Source organism: Actinomadura sp. J1-007, assembly GCF_009793335.1.
Lineage (GTDB): Bacteria > Actinomycetota > Actinomycetes > Streptosporangiales > Streptosporangiaceae > Spirillospora > Spirillospora yumaensis.
Genome location: NZ_WING01000001.1, coordinates 2,582,052 through 2,599,250, shown reverse-complemented (window position 1 = coordinate 2,599,250; position 17,199 = coordinate 2,582,052). Strand labels below are relative to the sequence as shown.

General features: G+C 73.3%; 15 protein-coding genes. 12 read left to right on the top strand and 3 right to left on the bottom strand.

All coding sequences use genetic code 11. From position 1 onward, the window contains the following. Nucleotides 1–252 precede the first annotated feature (252 nt). The 9 genes from GEV43_RS11735 to GEV43_RS11695 are packed head-to-tail and all read left to right on the top strand — an operon-like array spanning nucleotide 253 to nucleotide 12,647. Nucleotides 253–966, top strand: coding sequence for a 4Fe-4S single cluster domain-containing protein (locus tag GEV43_RS11735; RefSeq protein ID WP_160820722.1), 714 nt, complete (start codon nucleotides 253–255; stop codon nucleotides 964–966). Next, nucleotides 963–2,369 carry a hypothetical protein gene (locus GEV43_RS11730; RefSeq protein WP_160820721.1) on the top strand — a complete coding sequence of 469 codons (1,407 nt, stop codon included), beginning with the start codon at nucleotides 963–965 and terminating at the stop codon, nucleotides 2,367–2,369. The genes GEV43_RS11735 and GEV43_RS11730 overlap by 4 nt, the downstream gene beginning before the upstream one ends. After that, the gene (locus GEV43_RS11725; protein WP_160820720.1) at nucleotides 2,369–4,909 is read left to right on the top strand and encodes an AAA family ATPase; all 2,541 of its coding nucleotides are present in this window, start codon (nucleotides 2,369–2,371) and stop codon (nucleotides 4,907–4,909) included. Before GEV43_RS11730 ends, GEV43_RS11725 begins: the two co-directional genes overlap by 1 nt. After that, entirely contained in the window at nucleotides 4,896–6,683 is a 1,788-nt protein-coding gene (locus GEV43_RS11720) for a hypothetical protein (RefSeq protein ID WP_160820719.1), read from the top strand. Before GEV43_RS11725 ends, GEV43_RS11720 begins: the two co-directional genes overlap by 14 nt. Next, the gene (locus tag GEV43_RS11715) at nucleotides 6,680–7,204 is read left to right on the top strand and encodes a hypothetical protein (RefSeq protein ID WP_160820718.1); all 525 of its coding nucleotides are present in this window, start codon (nucleotides 6,680–6,682) and stop codon (nucleotides 7,202–7,204) included. The genes GEV43_RS11720 and GEV43_RS11715 overlap by 4 nt, the downstream gene beginning before the upstream one ends. Further along, the gene (locus tag GEV43_RS11710) at nucleotides 7,201–7,767 is read left to right on the top strand and encodes a hypothetical protein (RefSeq protein WP_160820717.1); all 567 of its coding nucleotides are present in this window, start codon (nucleotides 7,201–7,203) and stop codon (nucleotides 7,765–7,767) included. The genes GEV43_RS11715 and GEV43_RS11710 overlap by 4 nt, the downstream gene beginning before the upstream one ends. A gap of 47 nt (nucleotides 7,768–7,814) precedes the next feature. Continuing rightward, entirely contained in the window at nucleotides 7,815–10,427 is a 2,613-nt protein-coding gene (locus GEV43_RS11705) for a hypothetical protein (RefSeq protein ID WP_160820716.1), read from the top strand. Continuing rightward, a complete protein-coding gene (locus tag GEV43_RS11700) occupies nucleotides 10,424–11,695 on the top strand; it encodes a hypothetical protein (protein WP_160820715.1) in 1,272 nt (423 codons plus the stop codon). The genes GEV43_RS11705 and GEV43_RS11700 overlap by 4 nt, the downstream gene beginning before the upstream one ends. Then, entirely contained in the window at nucleotides 11,682–12,647 is a 966-nt protein-coding gene (locus tag GEV43_RS11695; RefSeq protein ID WP_160820714.1) for a hypothetical protein, read from the top strand. The genes GEV43_RS11700 and GEV43_RS11695 overlap by 14 nt, the downstream gene beginning before the upstream one ends. Before the next feature lie 68 nt (nucleotides 12,648–12,715). On the opposite strand, the gene GEV43_RS11690 is transcribed toward GEV43_RS11695, so the two are convergent. Both GEV43_RS11690 and GEV43_RS11685 read right to left on the bottom strand, forming a co-directional pair. Beyond that, nucleotides 12,716–13,720, bottom strand: a complete 1,005-nt coding sequence (locus GEV43_RS11690) for a hypothetical protein (RefSeq protein WP_160820713.1) — start codon at nucleotides 13,718–13,720, stop codon at nucleotides 12,716–12,718. A gap of 6 nt (nucleotides 13,721–13,726) precedes the next feature. Continuing rightward, a complete protein-coding gene (locus GEV43_RS11685; protein ID WP_160820712.1) occupies nucleotides 13,727–14,437 on the bottom strand; it encodes a hypothetical protein in 711 nt (236 codons plus the stop codon). 93 nt (nucleotides 14,438–14,530) lie between these two features. Here GEV43_RS11685 and GEV43_RS11680 point away from each other — a divergent pair, with 93 nt between their 5' ends. Then, on the top strand, nucleotides 14,531–14,752 hold the full coding sequence (locus tag GEV43_RS11680; RefSeq protein WP_160820711.1) for a hypothetical protein: 222 nt from the start codon (nucleotides 14,531–14,533) through the stop codon (nucleotides 14,750–14,752). Nucleotides 14,753–14,826: 74 nt separating this feature from the next. Here the strand turns inward: GEV43_RS11680 and GEV43_RS11675 are convergent, their stop codons facing one another. After that, nucleotides 14,827–15,549, bottom strand: a complete 723-nt coding sequence (locus tag GEV43_RS11675) for a TetR/AcrR family transcriptional regulator (protein ID WP_160820710.1) — start codon at nucleotides 15,547–15,549, stop codon at nucleotides 14,827–14,829. A gap of 73 nt (nucleotides 15,550–15,622) precedes the next feature. Here GEV43_RS11675 and GEV43_RS48005 point away from each other — a divergent pair, with 73 nt between their 5' ends. Together GEV43_RS48005 and GEV43_RS48000 are read left to right on the top strand one after the other, a co-directional pair. Beyond that, on the top strand, nucleotides 15,623–16,420 hold the full coding sequence (locus tag GEV43_RS48005; protein ID WP_206681131.1) for an MFS transporter: 798 nt from the start codon (nucleotides 15,623–15,625) through the stop codon (nucleotides 16,418–16,420). A gap of 140 nt (nucleotides 16,421–16,560) precedes the next feature. Next, nucleotides 16,561–17,049, top strand: coding sequence for a hypothetical protein (locus GEV43_RS48000; RefSeq protein WP_206681130.1), 489 nt, complete (start codon nucleotides 16,561–16,563; stop codon nucleotides 17,047–17,049). The last annotated feature ends 150 nt before the right edge of the window (nucleotides 17,050–17,199 follow it).

The following is a 17,199-nucleotide window of genomic DNA, read 5'->3' as shown; positions in this document are numbered from 1 at the left end:
TATTTCGAGGGCTTATGGGGAAACTCCGCGACGGCCGGGTGAGGGGCGAGAGGGGCAGGATAGCGTGCGAAGCGGGACAACTCCGTGCCGGGTTTTACCGGTCCACCGAACCTGGCCGGAACCGGTCACAGAGGGCGAAAGTATCAGTATCCGTACGGCGAGTTTGTGTCACATGCCATTAGGCGAGTGTGTGCACTCCCGTACAATCCGGCCACTGGCAGGACTTCCCGGTCGCCCCTTCCGAACGGTCGAATGCTCAACGTGGCTGTGCTCAACGTGGCTGAAACATGCGTGGGGACCCGCGCGCTCGGACCCGGCAGGCGGTCGGTCGTCTGGGTGCGGGGCTGCCCGTTCCGCTGCCCGGGGTGCCTCGCGCCGGAGTGGATCCCGGACGTGCCGGGACGGCCGGTCGCGCCCGGCGCGCTGGCGGCCGAGCTGCTGGCCGATCCGGAGGTCACCGGGCTGACGTTCTCGGGGGGAGAGCCGATGGCGCAGGCGGAGGGGCTCGCGGAGGTGGCCAGGCGCGCGCGTGCCGAACGGCCCGGCCTGAGCCTGATCTGCTTCACCGGCTACCGGCTGGAGACCCTGCGGCGCCGTCCGCCGAACGAGGGCGTCGCGAGCCTGCTGGCCGAGACCGACGTGCTGATCGACGGCCGGTACGTGGCGTCGCGCAATGACGATCGCGGGCTGCGCGGGAGTTCGAACCAGCGCGTCCACCATCTGACCGGGCGCCTGCGCGGCGCCGACGCCGAGCTGAACGGCGGGCCGCGCCGGGTCGAGATCCGGGTGCGCGACGCCGAGACCCTGTTCGTGGGCGTGCCGAGCCGCGCGCTCGCCGCCGCGTACCCCGCGCCTGCGGGCGCGGGTGCGGGTGCGGGTGTGGAGGGCGGGCGGGCCGCGCTCCAGGACACCGACGACCACGCGCACCCCGCGCCCGCGGGGGTGGACGAGAGGAGCCCCGGGTGAGCGGCGCGAAGCGGATCACGGTGGACGAGGGCGCGTGGCGGCGGGCGAACGCGGCGGCGGCGCGGCTGCGCGAGGTGCGGCGCGACCTGCCGGAGATGCTGGAGGCCGTCCGGCAGGAGCGGCAGGCCGAGACCGACCGGGCGTTCAGGGGGGTCGAGGGACGGCAGCGGCGCGTCGAGCAGGCCCTGTCGGGGCTGGGCGACAAGGCGCGCGAGGCGGAGCGCCGTACGGCCAAGCGTCTGCGGCAGCAGACGGAGAAGCTGCGGGGCGAGCTGAGCGAGACGGCGGGGAAACTGCGGGCCGAGCAGCGTGACGCGCTCGCCGCCCAGGACGAACGGGTCCGGGAGAGCATCGCGCAGGAGCGCGCGGAGCGCCGACAGGAAATCCAGGCGCTCGGCGAGGATCTCACCGCGCTGCGGGGAGACCGGGCGCGGGCGGCGGAGACGGCCCGGCGGGTTCTCGCGGACGCGCGCGTGCTGCTCGACGCGATCCGCGCCGAGCTTCCGCACGAACGGTTCGTTCCCGGGCGGCTCGACCAGGTGGAGCGGCGCCTCGCCACGGCGGAGGCCAACCTCGGCGACGAGCTGGGCGCCGAGTCGTTGAGCCTGGTCCAGGGCGCGTACCTCGATCTGGCGGAGCTCCGCGCGGAGCTGGTGCTGCTCGACCAGGAGTGGCAGGCGGCGCGGCTGGCCGCGCTGGACACGCTGACCGTGGTCGCCGAGCGCATCCGGTTCAGCGCCGAACTGCCCGTTCCGGACGAGAACGGCGAGCCGATCAGGGGGCTGACGTTCGACGTCGACCACTGGTCGGGGGGCGCGCTGGAGCGGCTCCGGACGGACGTCGATGCCGTCGCGGCGCGCGTCCGTCCGGACGATTCGCCGCTGACGACCGAGGAGTTCCGGGAGATCGTGCGGGCGGAGGCGCCGGAGCTGGAAAGGCGGTTCGACGACGTCGTGACGGCGGCGGCGACGGCGCTGCTGGCGTCGCAGGCGCGCGTGAACGTGGCGGAGCAGGTGGTCGAGGCGGTGGAGCACGCGACGGGGTTCGCGTGGGAGGAGAACGCGTACGCGGGGGACGACCAGCGCGAGGCGTTCTACAGCAAGCTCCGGCACCTGAACGACAACGAGATCGTCATCGAGGTCGCGCACGAGCCCGCGGGCGGGGATGACGGGGCGGCGGGCGCGATTTCCGTACGGATCCTGTCGTACGACCGCGATACCGCGTCGGAGGAGGAGTTGGCTGCGCGCGCCCGCGAGATCACCGAGGGGCTGCGCGAGCGCGGCCTTCCCGTCGGGGAGCCGGTGGCCGACGCGAGCGGCAGTCCCGATCCGGCGCTGTCGGACTTCGACGGACTCCGCAGCCGTTCGCGCCACGACGGTCCGTCCCGTCCGGACGCGCGGTGATGCGGGAGGCCCCCGACGGACGGCTCGCCGCGCTGCACCGGGCGGCCCGCGACGACGAGCCCGTGATGATCGTGCACGGGCCGGGCGCCGACGACGCGTTCGTGGACGCGTCGTACCGGACGTACGGGATCGAGACCGCGCTGTGGGAGGCGCTCCGCGGCGCGGGGCACGAACGCATCGTCTTCTTCTCGCTGCACCGGAAGGCGTACTTCCGCGACGAGGAATCGCAGCGTCTCAGCCGTTCCCCGACGGCGGACGGGGCGGCCGGTAACCGTTCCGGGGGGTCGCGGCGGAAGATGCGCGCCGGGTTCAGTGGGCCTATGGGCGACCGTGTCGTCACGACCGCAGCCCCCAGGGAGACGCGCCGCGGCGAGGGGATGACCGACACGCACGCGGTGATGACCCTGGATCACCTCATGCGGCAGGAGGACGTCCGTACAGCCGTCGTCGTTCTGCACGCGGAAGAGGTGCTGAGCCACACGGTGTCCGGGCGCGCCCTGGCGACCGTGTTCGCCGAGTGGGTCTCCTACCGGGGGAGCGCCCACAACAAGTGCGTTCTGGTGTTCCGGCGTCCGTCGCTAGGGGACGTGCGCGATTTCGTGCACCAGGTGCGCGGCTTCCCCACGTTGGAGGAGTGGACGCGGCGGTTGCTCGTCCGGGGCGGGCGTCCCGGCTGGGTCGGGGAGCCGGACGAGGTGGAGCTTGCGCGGCTGGTCCACGTTCTGCGGCTGACGGGCGATCCCCGGTTGCGGCTCCGCACGCGCGACTGGGGCGACCTGCGGCAGACCGTGCGGGCGATGGCGGCCACCGCCGAACCCGCGCGCGCCTGGGAGATGCGGCTGCGCAGGCTCGCCGACGAGGACGTTCCCCTGGACGCGGCCGTTCTGCGCGAACGGGGCTGGATCACCTCGGTGACCGCCGCCAACGAGGACGTGTGGGAGCGTCTCGACCGGCTGGCGGGGCTCGACGCGGTCAAGGAGCATCTCGCGGGGATGAGGCTGCTCATCGAGGCCGAGACCCGTATGCGCGCGGAAGGGCGCGGTGCGGACGATCCGGCGGCCCATCACCTGGTCTTCACCGGAAACCCGGGCACGGGCAAGACGACCGTCGCGCGGCTCGTCGGGGAGATGTATCGCGAGCTGGGCGTGCTGAGGCGAGGACACCTGGTCGAGGCCGACGCTGCGGCGCTCGTCGGGCAGTACGTCGGCGAGACCGCACAGAAGACGAACGCCGTCATCGACAGCGCGCTGGACGGGGTGCTGTTCATCGACGAGGCGTACGCGCTGAGCGACCAGGCGGACGGGTTCGGAGGCGACGCGATCGGGGCGCTGCTGACGCGGATGGAGAACGACCGGGGCCGTCTCGTCGTCATCGTGGCGGGCTACCCGGACCGGATGAAGGAGTTCCTCGACGCGAATCCCGGGCTGCGGCGCCGATTCCCTGAGGCGAACATCATCGAGTTCCCGGATTACGACGCCGAAACCCTTAGTGACATCGCGCTCGCCCGGTTGCGCGAGCAGGGGCTCACGTGGGCGCCGGACCTGGAGGACGGGCTCCGCCGTGTCGTCTCCGGGATGCACCGTACGCGCGGCCCGGGGTTCGGCAACGCCGGGGAGATGCGCAACCTCGCCGACGAGATGAAGAGGCGGTGGGTCGTGCGCACGCGCGCGGCGGTCGACCGGCCCTTCGAGCTGGACGACGTGCCGGAACGGCTGCGCGTGCATCTGGAGCCGAAGGTTCCCGCGCTCCCGGAGCTGCTCGGCGAGCTGGACGCGATGGTCGGCCTTGATCCGGTCAAGGACACGATCCGTTCGCTGGTGGCGCAGGTGCGGTTGAAGCAGCGGCGCGGGCGCGGCGAGGTGGTCGCCCCGCATCTGCTGTTCCTCGGGCCGCCCGGCACGGGCAAGACGACCGTGGCGCGCATCACCGGGCGCATCTTCCGGGAGCTCGGCCTCCTCGCCAAGGGGCACGTGGTCGACACGGGCCGCGCCGACCTCGTCGGCGAGTACATCGGGCACACCGCCCCGCGCACGCGCGAGAAGATCCAGGAGGCGCTGGACGGGGTGCTGTTCATCGACGAGGCGTACGCGCTGTCCCGGGGGGACGACGGACGCGACTTCGGACGGGAGGCGCTCGACACGTTGACGCAGGAGATGGAGAACCTGCGCGGCCGTCTCATCGTCATCGCCGCCGGATATCCCGCGGAGATGCAGCGGTTCCTGGCGGCGAACACCGGATTGAAGTCGCGGTTCAGCGCCCGCGTGGAATTCCCCGACTACTCCCCGGACGAGCTGGTGCGGATCCTGGAGACGATGGCGGCGGCCGAGGGGTACCGGCTCCCGGCCGAGACCCGCGCGCGTGCGCGGGAATGGCTGGCGGCGGAACGGTCGGCGCACCCGGACGACTTCGGCAACGCGCGGGCCGTACGGGAGCAGCTGCTGCCGAACATGGAGGCGCGGCTCGCCGCCCGTACGGCGGACGCGGTCGACGCGGACGTGGACACCTTCCTGCCCGTGGACGTGCCCGATGTCCGCCGATAGCCCGCAGAGGCTGCGCCCGGGGTGCCCGGTGTGCGGATGCCCGATCGCGCACGAGCAGGCCCGGTGCGCCGAGTGCCGATGGCCGCTGCACACCGAATGGCGGCTGGGCGCGCCGACGCCCGCCGCGCTCCGCGATTTCGAGGAACGCCTCGCCGCGGCCCAGCGCGAACGCGATCTGCTCGCGGTCGTCCGCGCCGGGCTGGACGGCGGCGCGCACATCCGGGGCGGCACGCCGAGCGCGGCCGAGTGGGCCCGCGCGCGCCGCGTGGTCGAGGCCCCGCCCGTGTCGGACGCCTTGCTGGCCGCGACGCTCGACCGTGCGCTCGGGAGCCTGCGGCCCGGCCGGGCGCTGCTCGTCGCCGAGGTGGCGGCGGACGGGCTCACCTACACCCGGATCGGGCTCGACGGCATGGGCATCCCGCACGGGCACGGCACGCCGGAACGCGTTCCCTGGGAGACCGTGCTGCCGATGCTGTCGCGGGACCCCGGCGAGCGGCGTTTCCAACTGGCCGGCGGCCTCTCGGCACTGGATCGCGACATGCTGTGGCGCGCGCTAGCGGAGGGACTGCCCCGACGCCTCGGCGAACGCGGCGACACGCTCCTCCTCGTGCACCGCGAGATCGGGTGGCCGGTGCCCGACAAGGCCGTGCGGACGTTGCGCAAGCGCCATCCGCACGCCGAGGTGGTGCCGGCGGGGGAGGGCGGTGTCGCGGCGTTGCTCGGGACCCTGATCGCCCGGCAGCCGCTCCAGCACGACGTGGGGCTCCTGGCCGCGCATGTGGAACCGGTGACGCGCCACGTCCGCCCCTGCCTGCTTCCCCTCTTCTCCCCGGGCGCCGCTGCGGGCGCGCAGGCGTTGCTGTCCTTGGCCCGGCCGCCCGGAGACGCCGAAAGGACGTTCCTGGCGGTGGTGGCCGCACGGGGCGACCGCTGGGAACTGCTCGCCGCAGGGGCTGGGCGGCTGCCCTCCGACGGCCGTACGCAGGTACGGGTCGTTCTGGAAGGTCCCGGGCGCGTCGCCATCGCAGAGCCGGACGACCTCGCGCCGTTCGCCGGTGGGCTGCCGGACCTGCTCGCCGGGCTGCCGCGTCGGCTGGAGGTCCTGACCGAGCCGCTCGACCTCGTCTGCGCGGTGGAACTGGGCGGCCCTGACGAGACCGTGCTGCGGAGGCTGGAACTCCTGCGCGAGCTGGTGACCGTCCTGGACGCGACCTATCCCGGCTCCGATCTCGTACGGGTCGGTGTCCTCGGCTACCGCGACCACGCGTACGGGCGCGGCAAGGAACGCCGCCAGACCGTTCTGGGCGACTGGCTCACGTCTCCCGCGCACGCGCTCAAGGCGCTGTCCAAGCTGCGCCCCAGCCCGATGGAGTATCCCGAGGCCGCGCCGGTGGAGGACATGCTCTTCGAGGTCGCCGCGCGCCTCCCGGGCGCGGCGAGGCGGGCGCGGACGCTCCTGCTGACGGTGGGGGCGAGGCCGCCCCACCCGTCCGTCCAGGGGGACGACGACGTGCTGCCGTGCCAGTTCGAGCGGAGCTGGCAGACGTCCGCCGTCGGCCTCGCCCGCGCGGGGGTCTCCTGCGCCGCCGTCGTCGACGCGCCCGCGAGCCGGGGACATCCGGTCTGGGACAAACTCGGCGCGGCCTCCCTTCTCAACGTCGAAGACATCGGAGACGTCGACCCGAGACGCCTCGGGGTGGACCTCGGCCTGCTCCCGTCCGCCCCGCAAGAACTGTCCCTTCCCTTGGCCGACCCGGAACGAGGTGCCCGGTGACCAACCCTTCGCAGTTCTCCCCGCCTCCGCGCAACGCCCCCCAGGCCCCGCCGCCGAACGCGCAGAACCCCCAGGTCGCGGAGCCGCGCCGCGAGCTGCGGCGCATCGGGCTGTGGGGCGCGCCGGAAAGCGGGAAGACCACGTTCCTCGCGGCGCTCCAGGTGGCGATCCTGCGCAGCCCGGAGCAATGGATGCTGTACGGCGTCAACGAGGAGTCGAACGACTTCCTGGACGTCCAGACCGGGCGGCTCACGCAGCACCGCCAGTTCCCCTCGGCGACGGTCGTCTCCGGGGCGCTGAGCTGGACGCTGCGCGGTACGACGACCCTCCCCACAGGGAAGCGCTGGGGAAGAAGGTCCAGGACGTTCCGATGGAGGTCAACATCGAACTCCTGGACTCCCCGGGCGCCGTCTACGCCAGCAAGGCCGCCCCGAACCAATCGGCGCCCGCAGGCGGCGACAACCTCGGTTTCGGTGACGAAACGGAGGAGGCCCACTCAGAGGGCGACGAGGACAAGGTGATCGAGCACCTCGCCGGGTGCGACGGCATCATCTACCTCTTCGACCCGACGCGCGAACGGCGCGAGGGCGACTCCTACAGCTACTTCCAGCGGACGCTGCTGAAACTGTCCCGGCAGGTGTTCCGCGACCGGGGCTCGGCCGACGCGCGGCTGCCGCAGCACCTCGCCGTCTGCGTCACCAAGTTCGACGCGCCCGAGGTGTACCGGCGCGCGCGCGTGGGCGGATACCTCAGCTACGACGACTCCCCGCAGATGCTCCCGCGCGTGCGCGAGGATTCGGCGGGACACTTCTTCTCGGAGTTGTGCAAGGACTCCAAGGTCGGCAACGCCGATCTGGTCCTCGGCAGCATCCAGAAGTACTTCCACCCGGACCGGGTGCGGTACTTCGCGTCGTCGGCCGTGGGGTTCTACCTCGGAGACTCCGACCGGTTCACCGAGAACGACTACTGGAACATCAGCAAGAACGCCGACGGCACGATGCAGATCCGCGGGCGCGTGTGGCCCATCAACATCGTGGAGCCCGTCCTGTGGCTCGGCCGCCGGGTCAACGGGTCCGCGGGCTGAGCGCCGCCGGGTGAGGGGATGAGGAGAGGCTGGCGACGATGGTCCAGGTGACCGCGGGATGGGCGCTGTTCGGCAAGCGGCCCGGGAGCAGCGACGACTACGGGGTGCTGACGAGCAGCCGCGAGCCGTTCACTCCGGCCGGGTTCACCCGCATCCTGCGCCGGTACGCGGTGGGGACGCCGCCCGCGCACCGTTCCGGAGAGGACGCCCTGCCGTGGGTGACCATCAGCTGGGTGGGGGAGGCCCCCGACCGCTACCTGGGCATGGCCATCCAGGACTGGAGCGACCACCGCGACGGGGCCGGCCGCCCTGTGGCGTTCACCAAGTACGTGTGCATCCCGTACAAGGAGGTCGCGGAGGCGCCCGTCTCCTACACCGCGCTCTACCGCGCCCTCCTGCGCGTCGAGTTGCCCATGGACGGGCCTGACCACGACCGCATCACGCTCAACGCTCCCGAGTACGCGCCGTCGGAACTCGCCCGCGACATCGACCGGTTCGGCCGGACCACGGTGATGCGGACCGCCGCGCTGCTGCTGGACGGCCGCGCGGACGTCCTGCACGCGGGCGACGCGTCGCTGGCGGACCGGCTCGCGTTCCTCGACGCCGTCGCCGCGCTGCTGCCGTACGGCTACCGGGCCGACTTCACCGCCGCGACCTGGGCCACCGGCGCGGCCGACAAGATCCGGTTCGCGTTCACGCGGCGCGCCCGCGACGGCGCGCGCGAGGTGAGCTGGCGCGGCGCGGCCGAGCCCGGACGGCTGTCGGCCACCGCCGAGAACTACCTGCGCAAGCTGGCCGACCTCCTCGCGCGCGGGCGCGACCTGCCGTGGCTGGTCGCCTACCTCGCCGACGACATCGACCCCCGCGACTTCAACGACCCCGGGCACGCGCTCCAGAGGCTCGCCGACCTGGAGTGGCCGAGGGAGCTCGCCGAGTCCATGCAGCGGGGCGTCCCGGGGATGGCGTCCGATGTGCGGCGCCTCCTGCGCGGGACCCGATTGCAGGAACTCCCGGCGGCCGACCAGGCGCGCGCGCTCTGCTACGTGCTGCGCGAGGGCGATCCGGACGACCTCCAGCTCGCCGAGCTGCGCTGGGACCAGCTCGTCGCGACCGCGAGCACCGAAATGACCGAGGCGCTCTCAGACGGCGCCGCGAACCTGCTGTGGAGGGACGAGCCCGACGGCAGGGTGTCGCGGTACGTGAGGTTCGCCGCGCAACGCCGGTTCGCGGACGAGTTCCTGGCCGGACTGATCCGGCACGCGAAGACGGACCGTTCGCCGGGGACCGCAGCGGCGGGGCGGAAGATGGCCGCCGAACTGCTTCGCGACCACGTGAACCCGATGGACTCGGCCTGGGGACGTTCGCGCGTGCTCGGGGAGCTGGGCCAGGACGCGCCGCTCGCCGCCGCGCTCCTCGCGTCGGAGAACGCCGGGCGGGAACGCGTCAAGGCGTGGGTGGCCTGGCTCCATCCGGTGTTCCCGGACTTCCTCGCCCCGTACCGGGAGCTGCTCGGTGACCGGGAGGTCAACGGGACGGCGCTCCGCAAGCTCGCCGACGCCGAACCCGAATGGGTGATGGGGCTGCTGCACGTCGCGGGCCGTCTCGGCAAGCTCGAACCCGTTCTGCCGGGAATCCTGCGCTGGGCCTGCGAGTACGACGAGATGGACACGCGCGCGCACGCGTTGCTCACCGGCGCGCTCATGTCGATGCGCACCGAGGAGGCCGGAGGGCAGGGGGCGATCGACGCGCTGCTGCTCCTGCTGGGGATGGCGCCGCGTTTCCTCCCGGACGCCAGCGGCCGTGCCGACTCCGCCGTCTACCAGAACGGCTTCGTCTGGACGTGGACGCGGGGGGCGACGCCCACCAAGGGCCGGACCCTGATCCGCGGGCTCACCACCGCGCTGCGCCAACGGCCCTGGGAAGGCAGCCCGGACCGCGCGGACGCGGTGATCAACCTCGCCCGCGCCCTCCTCGACCACGGCTCCGGGCACGACTGGTCGCCGCTCGCCACGGTGCTGGCGACCGATCCGCCGGAACCCGAACTGGTGTCCCGGCCCGCGTACGGCGAGCTGCGCAGGCTGCTCGCGCCGTACGACACGGCCCGGGCGGGGGCCGCCGCCCCCACCGTTCAGGACGAGTACCGCGCACCCGCCTCCGCGCCCGCGATCCCCGCCAACGCGCCCGCGCTCTCGCCGAACGCGTCCCCAGCGGAGCTGGCGGACTTCTATGTGAAGATCGCCCTGGAATCCTCCTGGTCGAGTGCGGCGACCGCCCTTGAGGCGCTGACCCAGCGCGGACGGTGGCTGAACGCCGCCGAGGCGTACGAGCTGATGGAACTCGTCCAGTACGCCGTGGCGCACCGGTACGACCGCCAGCAGGCCGACCGGCAGGTGTGCGAGCTGGCGAAGGCGGTCGTGGGCGGCGCGCTCGGGCCGGGGACGGCGGCCGAGTTCCGCGACGCGCTCGCCGACGCGGCCAGCCAGGAGGCCGCCCACCAGGCGGAGCTGCTGGAGATCGCCGGTCTGGACGTGCCCGGCCAGGCGAGCTGGGAGATGCCCCCGCAGAGCCGTACGCGCCTTGAGGAGCGCGTCACCCCGGTGCTCGACCGGGTGCTGAAGCAGGGCCGTGGCGGGCGGTTCGGCTGGGTGCGGCGCGGATGACGGGGCGGCTCCGGGTCGCGCTCGACGTCGGGACGGCGACCACGTCCATCGCGCTCGGGGAGCACGGCGCTCCGGGCGCGCCTCCGGTCGTGGTGTCGCGGCCGACGCCGGCCCGGGACCTCGCGGTGTTCCTGGCCAAGCTGCTGGAGGCCGGCCGGAAGGAGGCGCCGGGCTCCATCGCGGACATGACCGTGACCGTGCCGGAGACCTGGCTGGACGGGTCCGCGCACGGCGCGCGCGCGTACGAACGGCTGCGCCGGACCCTGCTGGACGAGCTCGGCTGGCCCCGCGTCGCCTGGCTCCGGCAGGCGGACTGCCTCGCCGCCGAGGCCGCCGCGCACGCGGCGCGCGCCGCGCGTCCCGGCCCGATGCTGGTGTGCGACCTCGGCGCCCGCACGATGTGCGCCGTCCGGTGCGAGGTGACGGACCGTACCGCCGTGCAGGTCGTGTCCATCGCCGTTGCGGGCGCGGGCGGCGTGTCGTTCGACGCGGAGCTGGCCGCCGCGGCGTCGTTCGCCGGGCGCTTCGACGCGGCGTTCTCCGCGATCCGCCGCCACCAGGCGCGGCGCGCCGCCGTCGTCCTTCCGCGCGCGTGGTCGCATCCGCGCTACCGGGAGGCGCGCGTCTACCGGCTCGGCGACATCGAGATCTCCGCGGGGACGCTGATCGACGCGTTCGCCGGGACGGCCGCGCGCCTCCGGACCATGATCGGCGAGGTCACGGACGGTGACCGCGCGGCGACGGCGGCGGTCACCGGCCGCTTCGGCGCCTTCCCGCTCGTGAACCGCCTCCTCGCGGACGACCCCGCCCTCGCCGGACCTCCGCTCTGGCTCGGGCCCGACGCGGCCGTCAGAGGCGCGCTGAGGGCCGCGTCCCAAGCGATCATGGTCCGCGGGCCGGAGCCGCCGACCGTGACGCTGCCGCTGCACCGGATCCGCAACGGGCTGATCGAGACCGACGGCGTGCCGCTCGACCCGGCCGCCGACTTCGCCGCCCGGGACGGCCTCCCCGTGCTGGTGGAGGTCCCCGCGGACGCCCCCGCCGCCGCGCCGCTCACCATGCGCGTGGACGACCGCGACGTCAGCGTGCCGCTGCCCGCGCTCCCGCCCGGCGCGTACCGGGTCGGGCTGCGGCCCTCCCACGCGGGCGCGGGGGTCCTCGTGCTGGTTCCGGCGTCCGGCGGGGAACCGGCCTTCTGCCCTATCGCGCCTAACGTCACGAACGCCCCCGCGGAGTCGTCCTGGAGCCGTACCGATGACGAACACTGAACTGAAGGACCGGATCGCCGACGCGCTCGCGCAGGACGGCCCGCTGGCGGCCCTCACGGTCTTGCGCCTGGCGGCGGACTGGGCGTCCCAGACGCTCGGTGACGCGTGCGGCGGCGACGACGTGCTCGCCTTCCAGGCGGTGGCCGCGCTGGACGACGCGCTGACCGGCGTCGGCTCGCTGGAACGGGCCGTCCCGGCCCTGGTCGAGGCCGCGTCGCCGGGCGCGCCCGTGCACGAGCACCTGCGCGAACGCCAGGCCGTCCTCGCGCGGACGCGGGAGGAGCTGGCGTCCGACCGGACCGCGCTCGAAACCCTCGGCGCGACGGAACGGGACCTCGCCGAGCAGGTGGCCGAGCACGACCGGCTGCGCGACCGCGTCGCCGAGCTGCGCAGGCTCCGCCGCCTGGCCGACGAGGTGGACGACCTCCACGCGCAGCACGACGCTCTCCGCGCGGAGATCGACGCCATGGCGCCGACGGCCGAGCAGGCCGAACGGGCCGTCGCGGACGCCTCGGACAGGCTCCTCCACCTCACCGAAGAGCAGCTCGCCCGGCTCGCGCCGGACGTACGGCGGGCCCTGGAGGACGCGGACGCGGCCCACACCGAGCTCGCCGAGCTCCGCGCGCAGCGCGCGGGTGCCGAGGAACGCATCGAGGCCGACCGCGCCGAACTCGCCTCCGCTTCAGAAGGCTTCGAAAGCCTCCGGCGAAGGCACGAGGAAGTCCTCAACCCGTTGCGCGCCTACCAGCAGGCCGACAGGGAACTCGCCACCGCGCTCGCGCGCGACGAAGGCCCCTCCCTCACCAAGGAATCCGGGCTGGCACGCGCACAGAACGCCCTCGACGAGGTCGAGCAGCGACTGAACGACGTGGACGACATCCTCGGCCGTGTCATGGCCGAGCACGCGCGCGTGCACGAGGAAGCCCACACCGTCCTCGGCTGGAGCGGTTAACGCGTCCGACACGTGGCGCGTCCGACGCGTGACGCCCTCGCCCGCGGCCCGGCCCGGCCCGGCCCGGCCTAAGGCTTTCGGGCCTCAAGCTCCGCCGCTTCCAAGGCGGAGGCCAGTACGGATGGCAGGCCGCGCCCCTCAGGAAGCTCGCGTTCGGCTTGCTTGAGGACGTCCACCGCGCGCAGGAGGGCCTCGCGGTCGCCGCCCTCGCGGAACCGGGTCCACAGGTAGCCGCCCAGGTTGGCGAGGCGCCGGAACCGTTCCGGATGGCCCGGCGGCGTCGCCTCCACCGCGCTCTCGAACCGGCGGCCCGCCTCGGCGGTCAGGCCGTCGTCACCGCGTGCCCGGCCGGCGGCGTCCAGGACGACCGCCAGGTTGCCGAGCGGTCCGCCCGGGTCGGGGAATCCGCCCGCCTCGGCACGCGCGACCGCGTCGCGATGCAGCACGATCGCCCGGTCGAGGTCGGCGGTCGGGTCGTCCCCGGCCGCCATCCGCTGCGTCGCGCGATGCCAGAGGCACATGCCGAGCATCGACACGCGGACGACGCGGTGCGGAGAGTCCACCCCGGTGGCGGCGACGGCCTCTTCCAGCGCCCCGATCGCCTCCTCCGTGACGGCCCGGTCGCGCGTGCGCGCGATCTCGTTCTGCAATACGCGGCCGAGATCGGCGAGGACGCGAGTCCGGTTCGGATCGTCCTCCCCGGCCGCCGCCACCGCGCGCCTCCCGAGGGCGACGGCCAGTTCCAGATCCTCAGGAGAGCCGGTCTCCAGGTGGCGCTGCCAGGCGGCGATGCTCATCTCGGACGCTCGCCCGGCGAACTCGACGCGCATCTGCCCGTACATCGCGCGCGAGGGATCGTCGTGAGGCAGGACGTCCAGCAGGTCGCCAAGGGCCGCGCCGTACTCGTCCAGCTCGCCGGGGCCCAGAATCTGTCCGAGACGGGCGTGGAGCGAGCGCGCGCGCTCGTGCAGCACGCGCACCCGCTCCACCTGGCCCGTAGGGAGCCCATCGGCGTTCTGGGCCCTGTCGGCTCCGCTGACGTCGCTAGAGGCGTTGTCGGCGTCGTTCGTCACAAAAGGTCAGCGTACGACGACGCCCTTGCCCGCCGAGTAGCTCCGGTACCAGTAGCCGGTGCCGTCGTAGCGGGCCAGCCAGTAGCCGGAGGTCTTCGCCTTGAACTTCTTGAGGAACTTGCCGCCGCTGCCCGTGGTGACGGTGCCGTACTTCACCCAGGACTTGGTGCCCTTCCGCTTGAAGTAGACGACGATCTTGCCCTTCTTCAGGCCGTAGTACTCGCCGTAGGACCCGAGCCCCTTGAGCGAGCCCGAGACGCTGATGGCCTTGCCCTTGCGGACCTTCCCAGGGCTCGCCTTGAAGCCGGAGACGTACGTGCCGCGCCGCACCTGGAACGAGGAGGTCTTCTTCACGTCGCCGGCGTCGGAGTCGTAGTCGCTGGCCTCGATGTCGGCCGTCCACGTCCCGGCGGCCTCCCAGTTGTAGAGGTAGTCCCAGCCCTGCCAGACCCCCGGCTGGACCTCCTTGAGGATGACGAACATCTGGCCGTCGCCCACGCGCGCCTGGAGGTCGGCGGTCACGCTGTCGACGCCGGTGCTGGTCCGCACCTCGACGTTGATCTTCTGCTTGTTGACCTTGGTCTGCACGGCGAGGGCCGGCTTGACCGAGACGGACGAGATCGCGGCCGGGTCCGCGTGCGCCGCCGGCGCGGTGACGGCGGTCGCGCAGGCGGCGACGGCGGCCGTGGCCAAGGCGGAGGCGAGCAGGCGTCTCATAGGGGGCTCCCCGAGTCAGCGGTGAATAAAGATCACATGAGGGACGTTCCGGGCCCCTTCCCGGTTGACGTGCGCGGATGGTCCCATGACGGCATGACGATCGTGTGGACCGTTCTCATCGCACTGGTGGCGGCCCCGGTGCTCGTCGTGCTGGCCGCCGTCCTGCTCGCCGGGGTCGGGGTCGGCCCCTGGCGGTACGGCTCGCAGGACGTGGCCGAGCTGCGCCGCGCGGCCGACGCGGACGCCGCCGCGATCAGGTCGGACGACCGCTACTTCCGCGAGGACGGGCCGGGCCGCAACACCGACGGCCTCTGAGCCCCGCGCCGGTTCCGGCGCGCTCCGGCGCGTTCCGACGGGCCGCCGAGGGCGGCAGGGGTCGCCAGGGGCGGTCAGCGGTGCGCGCTCCGCCAGCGCGAGGTGGCGACGCCGTCCAGGACGACCGTGACCACGTGCTCGGCCAGGTCCTCGGTGATGGGGAGGTGACCGAACAGCGCCCGGTAGTACGTCGTGGCGGCCAGCATGTCCAGCAGCAGGTCGATGTCGGCGTCCTCGCGCAGGTCTCCGCGCTCGACGCCCCTGCGCAGCGCCGCCGCCGTGGTCGCACGGCGCGGGTGGAACAGCCGCTCGAAGAACGAGGCGGCGAGCTGGGGGTCCTCCTGGAGGTCGGCGACCAGGCCGGGCAGCGCCCGCCGGATCACGGTGTCGCCGGAGAACGCCTCGGTCAGCGTGCCGATGCCCTCGATCAGGTCGCAGTGCGTGCAGCCGGTGTCGGGCGTCGGCGCCGTGCCGAGCGTCGTGGCGAGGGCGTCCACCACCAGGTGCTGCCGGGTCCGCCAGCGGCGCCGGATCGCGGGCTTGGTCGTGCCCGCGCGCGCCGCGACGCCCTCCAGCGTGAGGCGTGAGTAGCCCGACTCCCGCAGCGTCTCCAGGGTCGCGCTCCGTACCGCGTCGTCGATGCGGGTGTCGCGGGGCCGTCCCGCGCCGCGCCCGCGCACGGCTCGGCCCTCGGGCACCGCTCCGCCTGCGCGCGCACGCGCGGGATCGCTGTCGGGCGTCCCCGCCGTGACGCCGTCGGCCGCACGCGCGGTGCGGTCGCCCCGGGAGTTGACCATGCGGCCAGTATAGGGTGATGCTTAATACGTTCCGTACCGGAACGGAATTAAATTGATCAGGGAGGCCGCCCCCATGCCGTCGCACGTCGAAGAGGGGATCGGGAAGATCGGGTCCGCGCGGGACGGGGTCTTCTCCGCCCCGTACCGCCGGCTCACGTCGGGCGTGCTGCTCGCCGTCGGGCTGGTCGCGTTCGAGTCTCTGGGCGTCGCCACGGTGCTGCCCGGCATCGCGCGCGAGCTGGACGGCCTGAACGCCTACGGGTGGGGGCTGTCGGCGCTGATGCTCGCCCAGATCGTCGGGGCCGTCGCCGCCGGGCCCGCCGCCGACCGGCGCGGGCCCGCGCATCCGCTCGCGCTCGGCCTGCTCGTCTTCGCCGTCGGGTCCGCGCTGGCGGGAGCGGCGGGAACGTGGCCGGTGTTCCTGGCCGGACGCTTCGCGCAGGGCCTCGGCGTGGGGGCCGTCATGGGCATGGCCTACACGATGGTCGGCCTAGCGTACCCCGAGGCCATGCGCGCGCGCATGTTCGCACTGCTGTCGGCGGCCTGGTCGATCCCTTCTCTGGTCGGCCCCACGCTCGCGGCAGGAATCGCGGCGGGCACTGGCTGGCGCGGAGTCTTCGTCCTGCTGCTCCCGCTGATCGCGCTGGCGGCCGTGCTGACGCTGCCCTCCGCCCGCCGCCTCGACCGCTCCGTTCAGCAGGACGGGGAAGCCGGCGAGGGCGGTACGGAATCGCGGAGAGCCTCATGGAAGCCGATCGCCTACAGCGTCTTGCTCGCCGCGGGGACGGGGCTGTTCGTCCAGGCGCTCTCCTTGAAAAACCCGGTTCTGCTCGCTGTCCTTGCGGTCGTCGGGGTGCCGTGGCCGTGGTGACATTCCGCCAGGTGACGCCGTCCGGCACGCTCACCGCGCGACGCGGTGTCGGGGCAGGCGTAGACACGCGTTTCCTGCTCTGCGCGGTCTATTTCGGTAGCGAGGCGTTCCTCCCCCTAGGGCTGACCCAGCTCCGCGACGTGAACGCTGCGGAAGCGGGGCTCGGGCTCTCAGCGGGCGCGCTCGCCTGGGTCCTGGGCTCGATTCTGCAAGCCCGCCGCGACGGCGACTCGGGCCACAAAGGGCGGAACACAGGCAGCGGCCGTGTCGGCGGTGTGGTCGCCGGTTGGGCGCTGCTGCTCGCTGGGCTCGCCGTCATGGCGTCCGGCATCCTCGTGAACGAGATCCCGCCGTGGACCGCCATCGTCGGCTGGGCCCTCGGCGGGATCGGCATGGGAATCGCGTTCAACGCCGCCACCACCGACACGATGGAGAAGGCCGTACGGCCCGGAGAAGCGAGCGCCGCGCTCCAGCTCGCGCAGACGCTGGCCACCGCGCTCGTCAGCGGGCTCGGAGGGGCGGCGCTGGCGCAGGGGCAGACCCGGCCCGCGCTGCTCGCGACGTTCGCCCTCACCGGCGCGCTCGGCGTCGCCGGGATGCTCCTCGCCCCGCGCCTGCGGACCACGTGAGCCCCGCGCCTGCGGACAAGGTGAAACGAACGCGGCGAACGGGCACGGTGAGCGGGCACCGTGCAGCAGTGCTTAAAGTCAGGTGAAAGGGTTATTGATTGGACGTCCGCCAGGACCCTGGGCACACTCGTTAGCCCAGGTCAAGCGAGT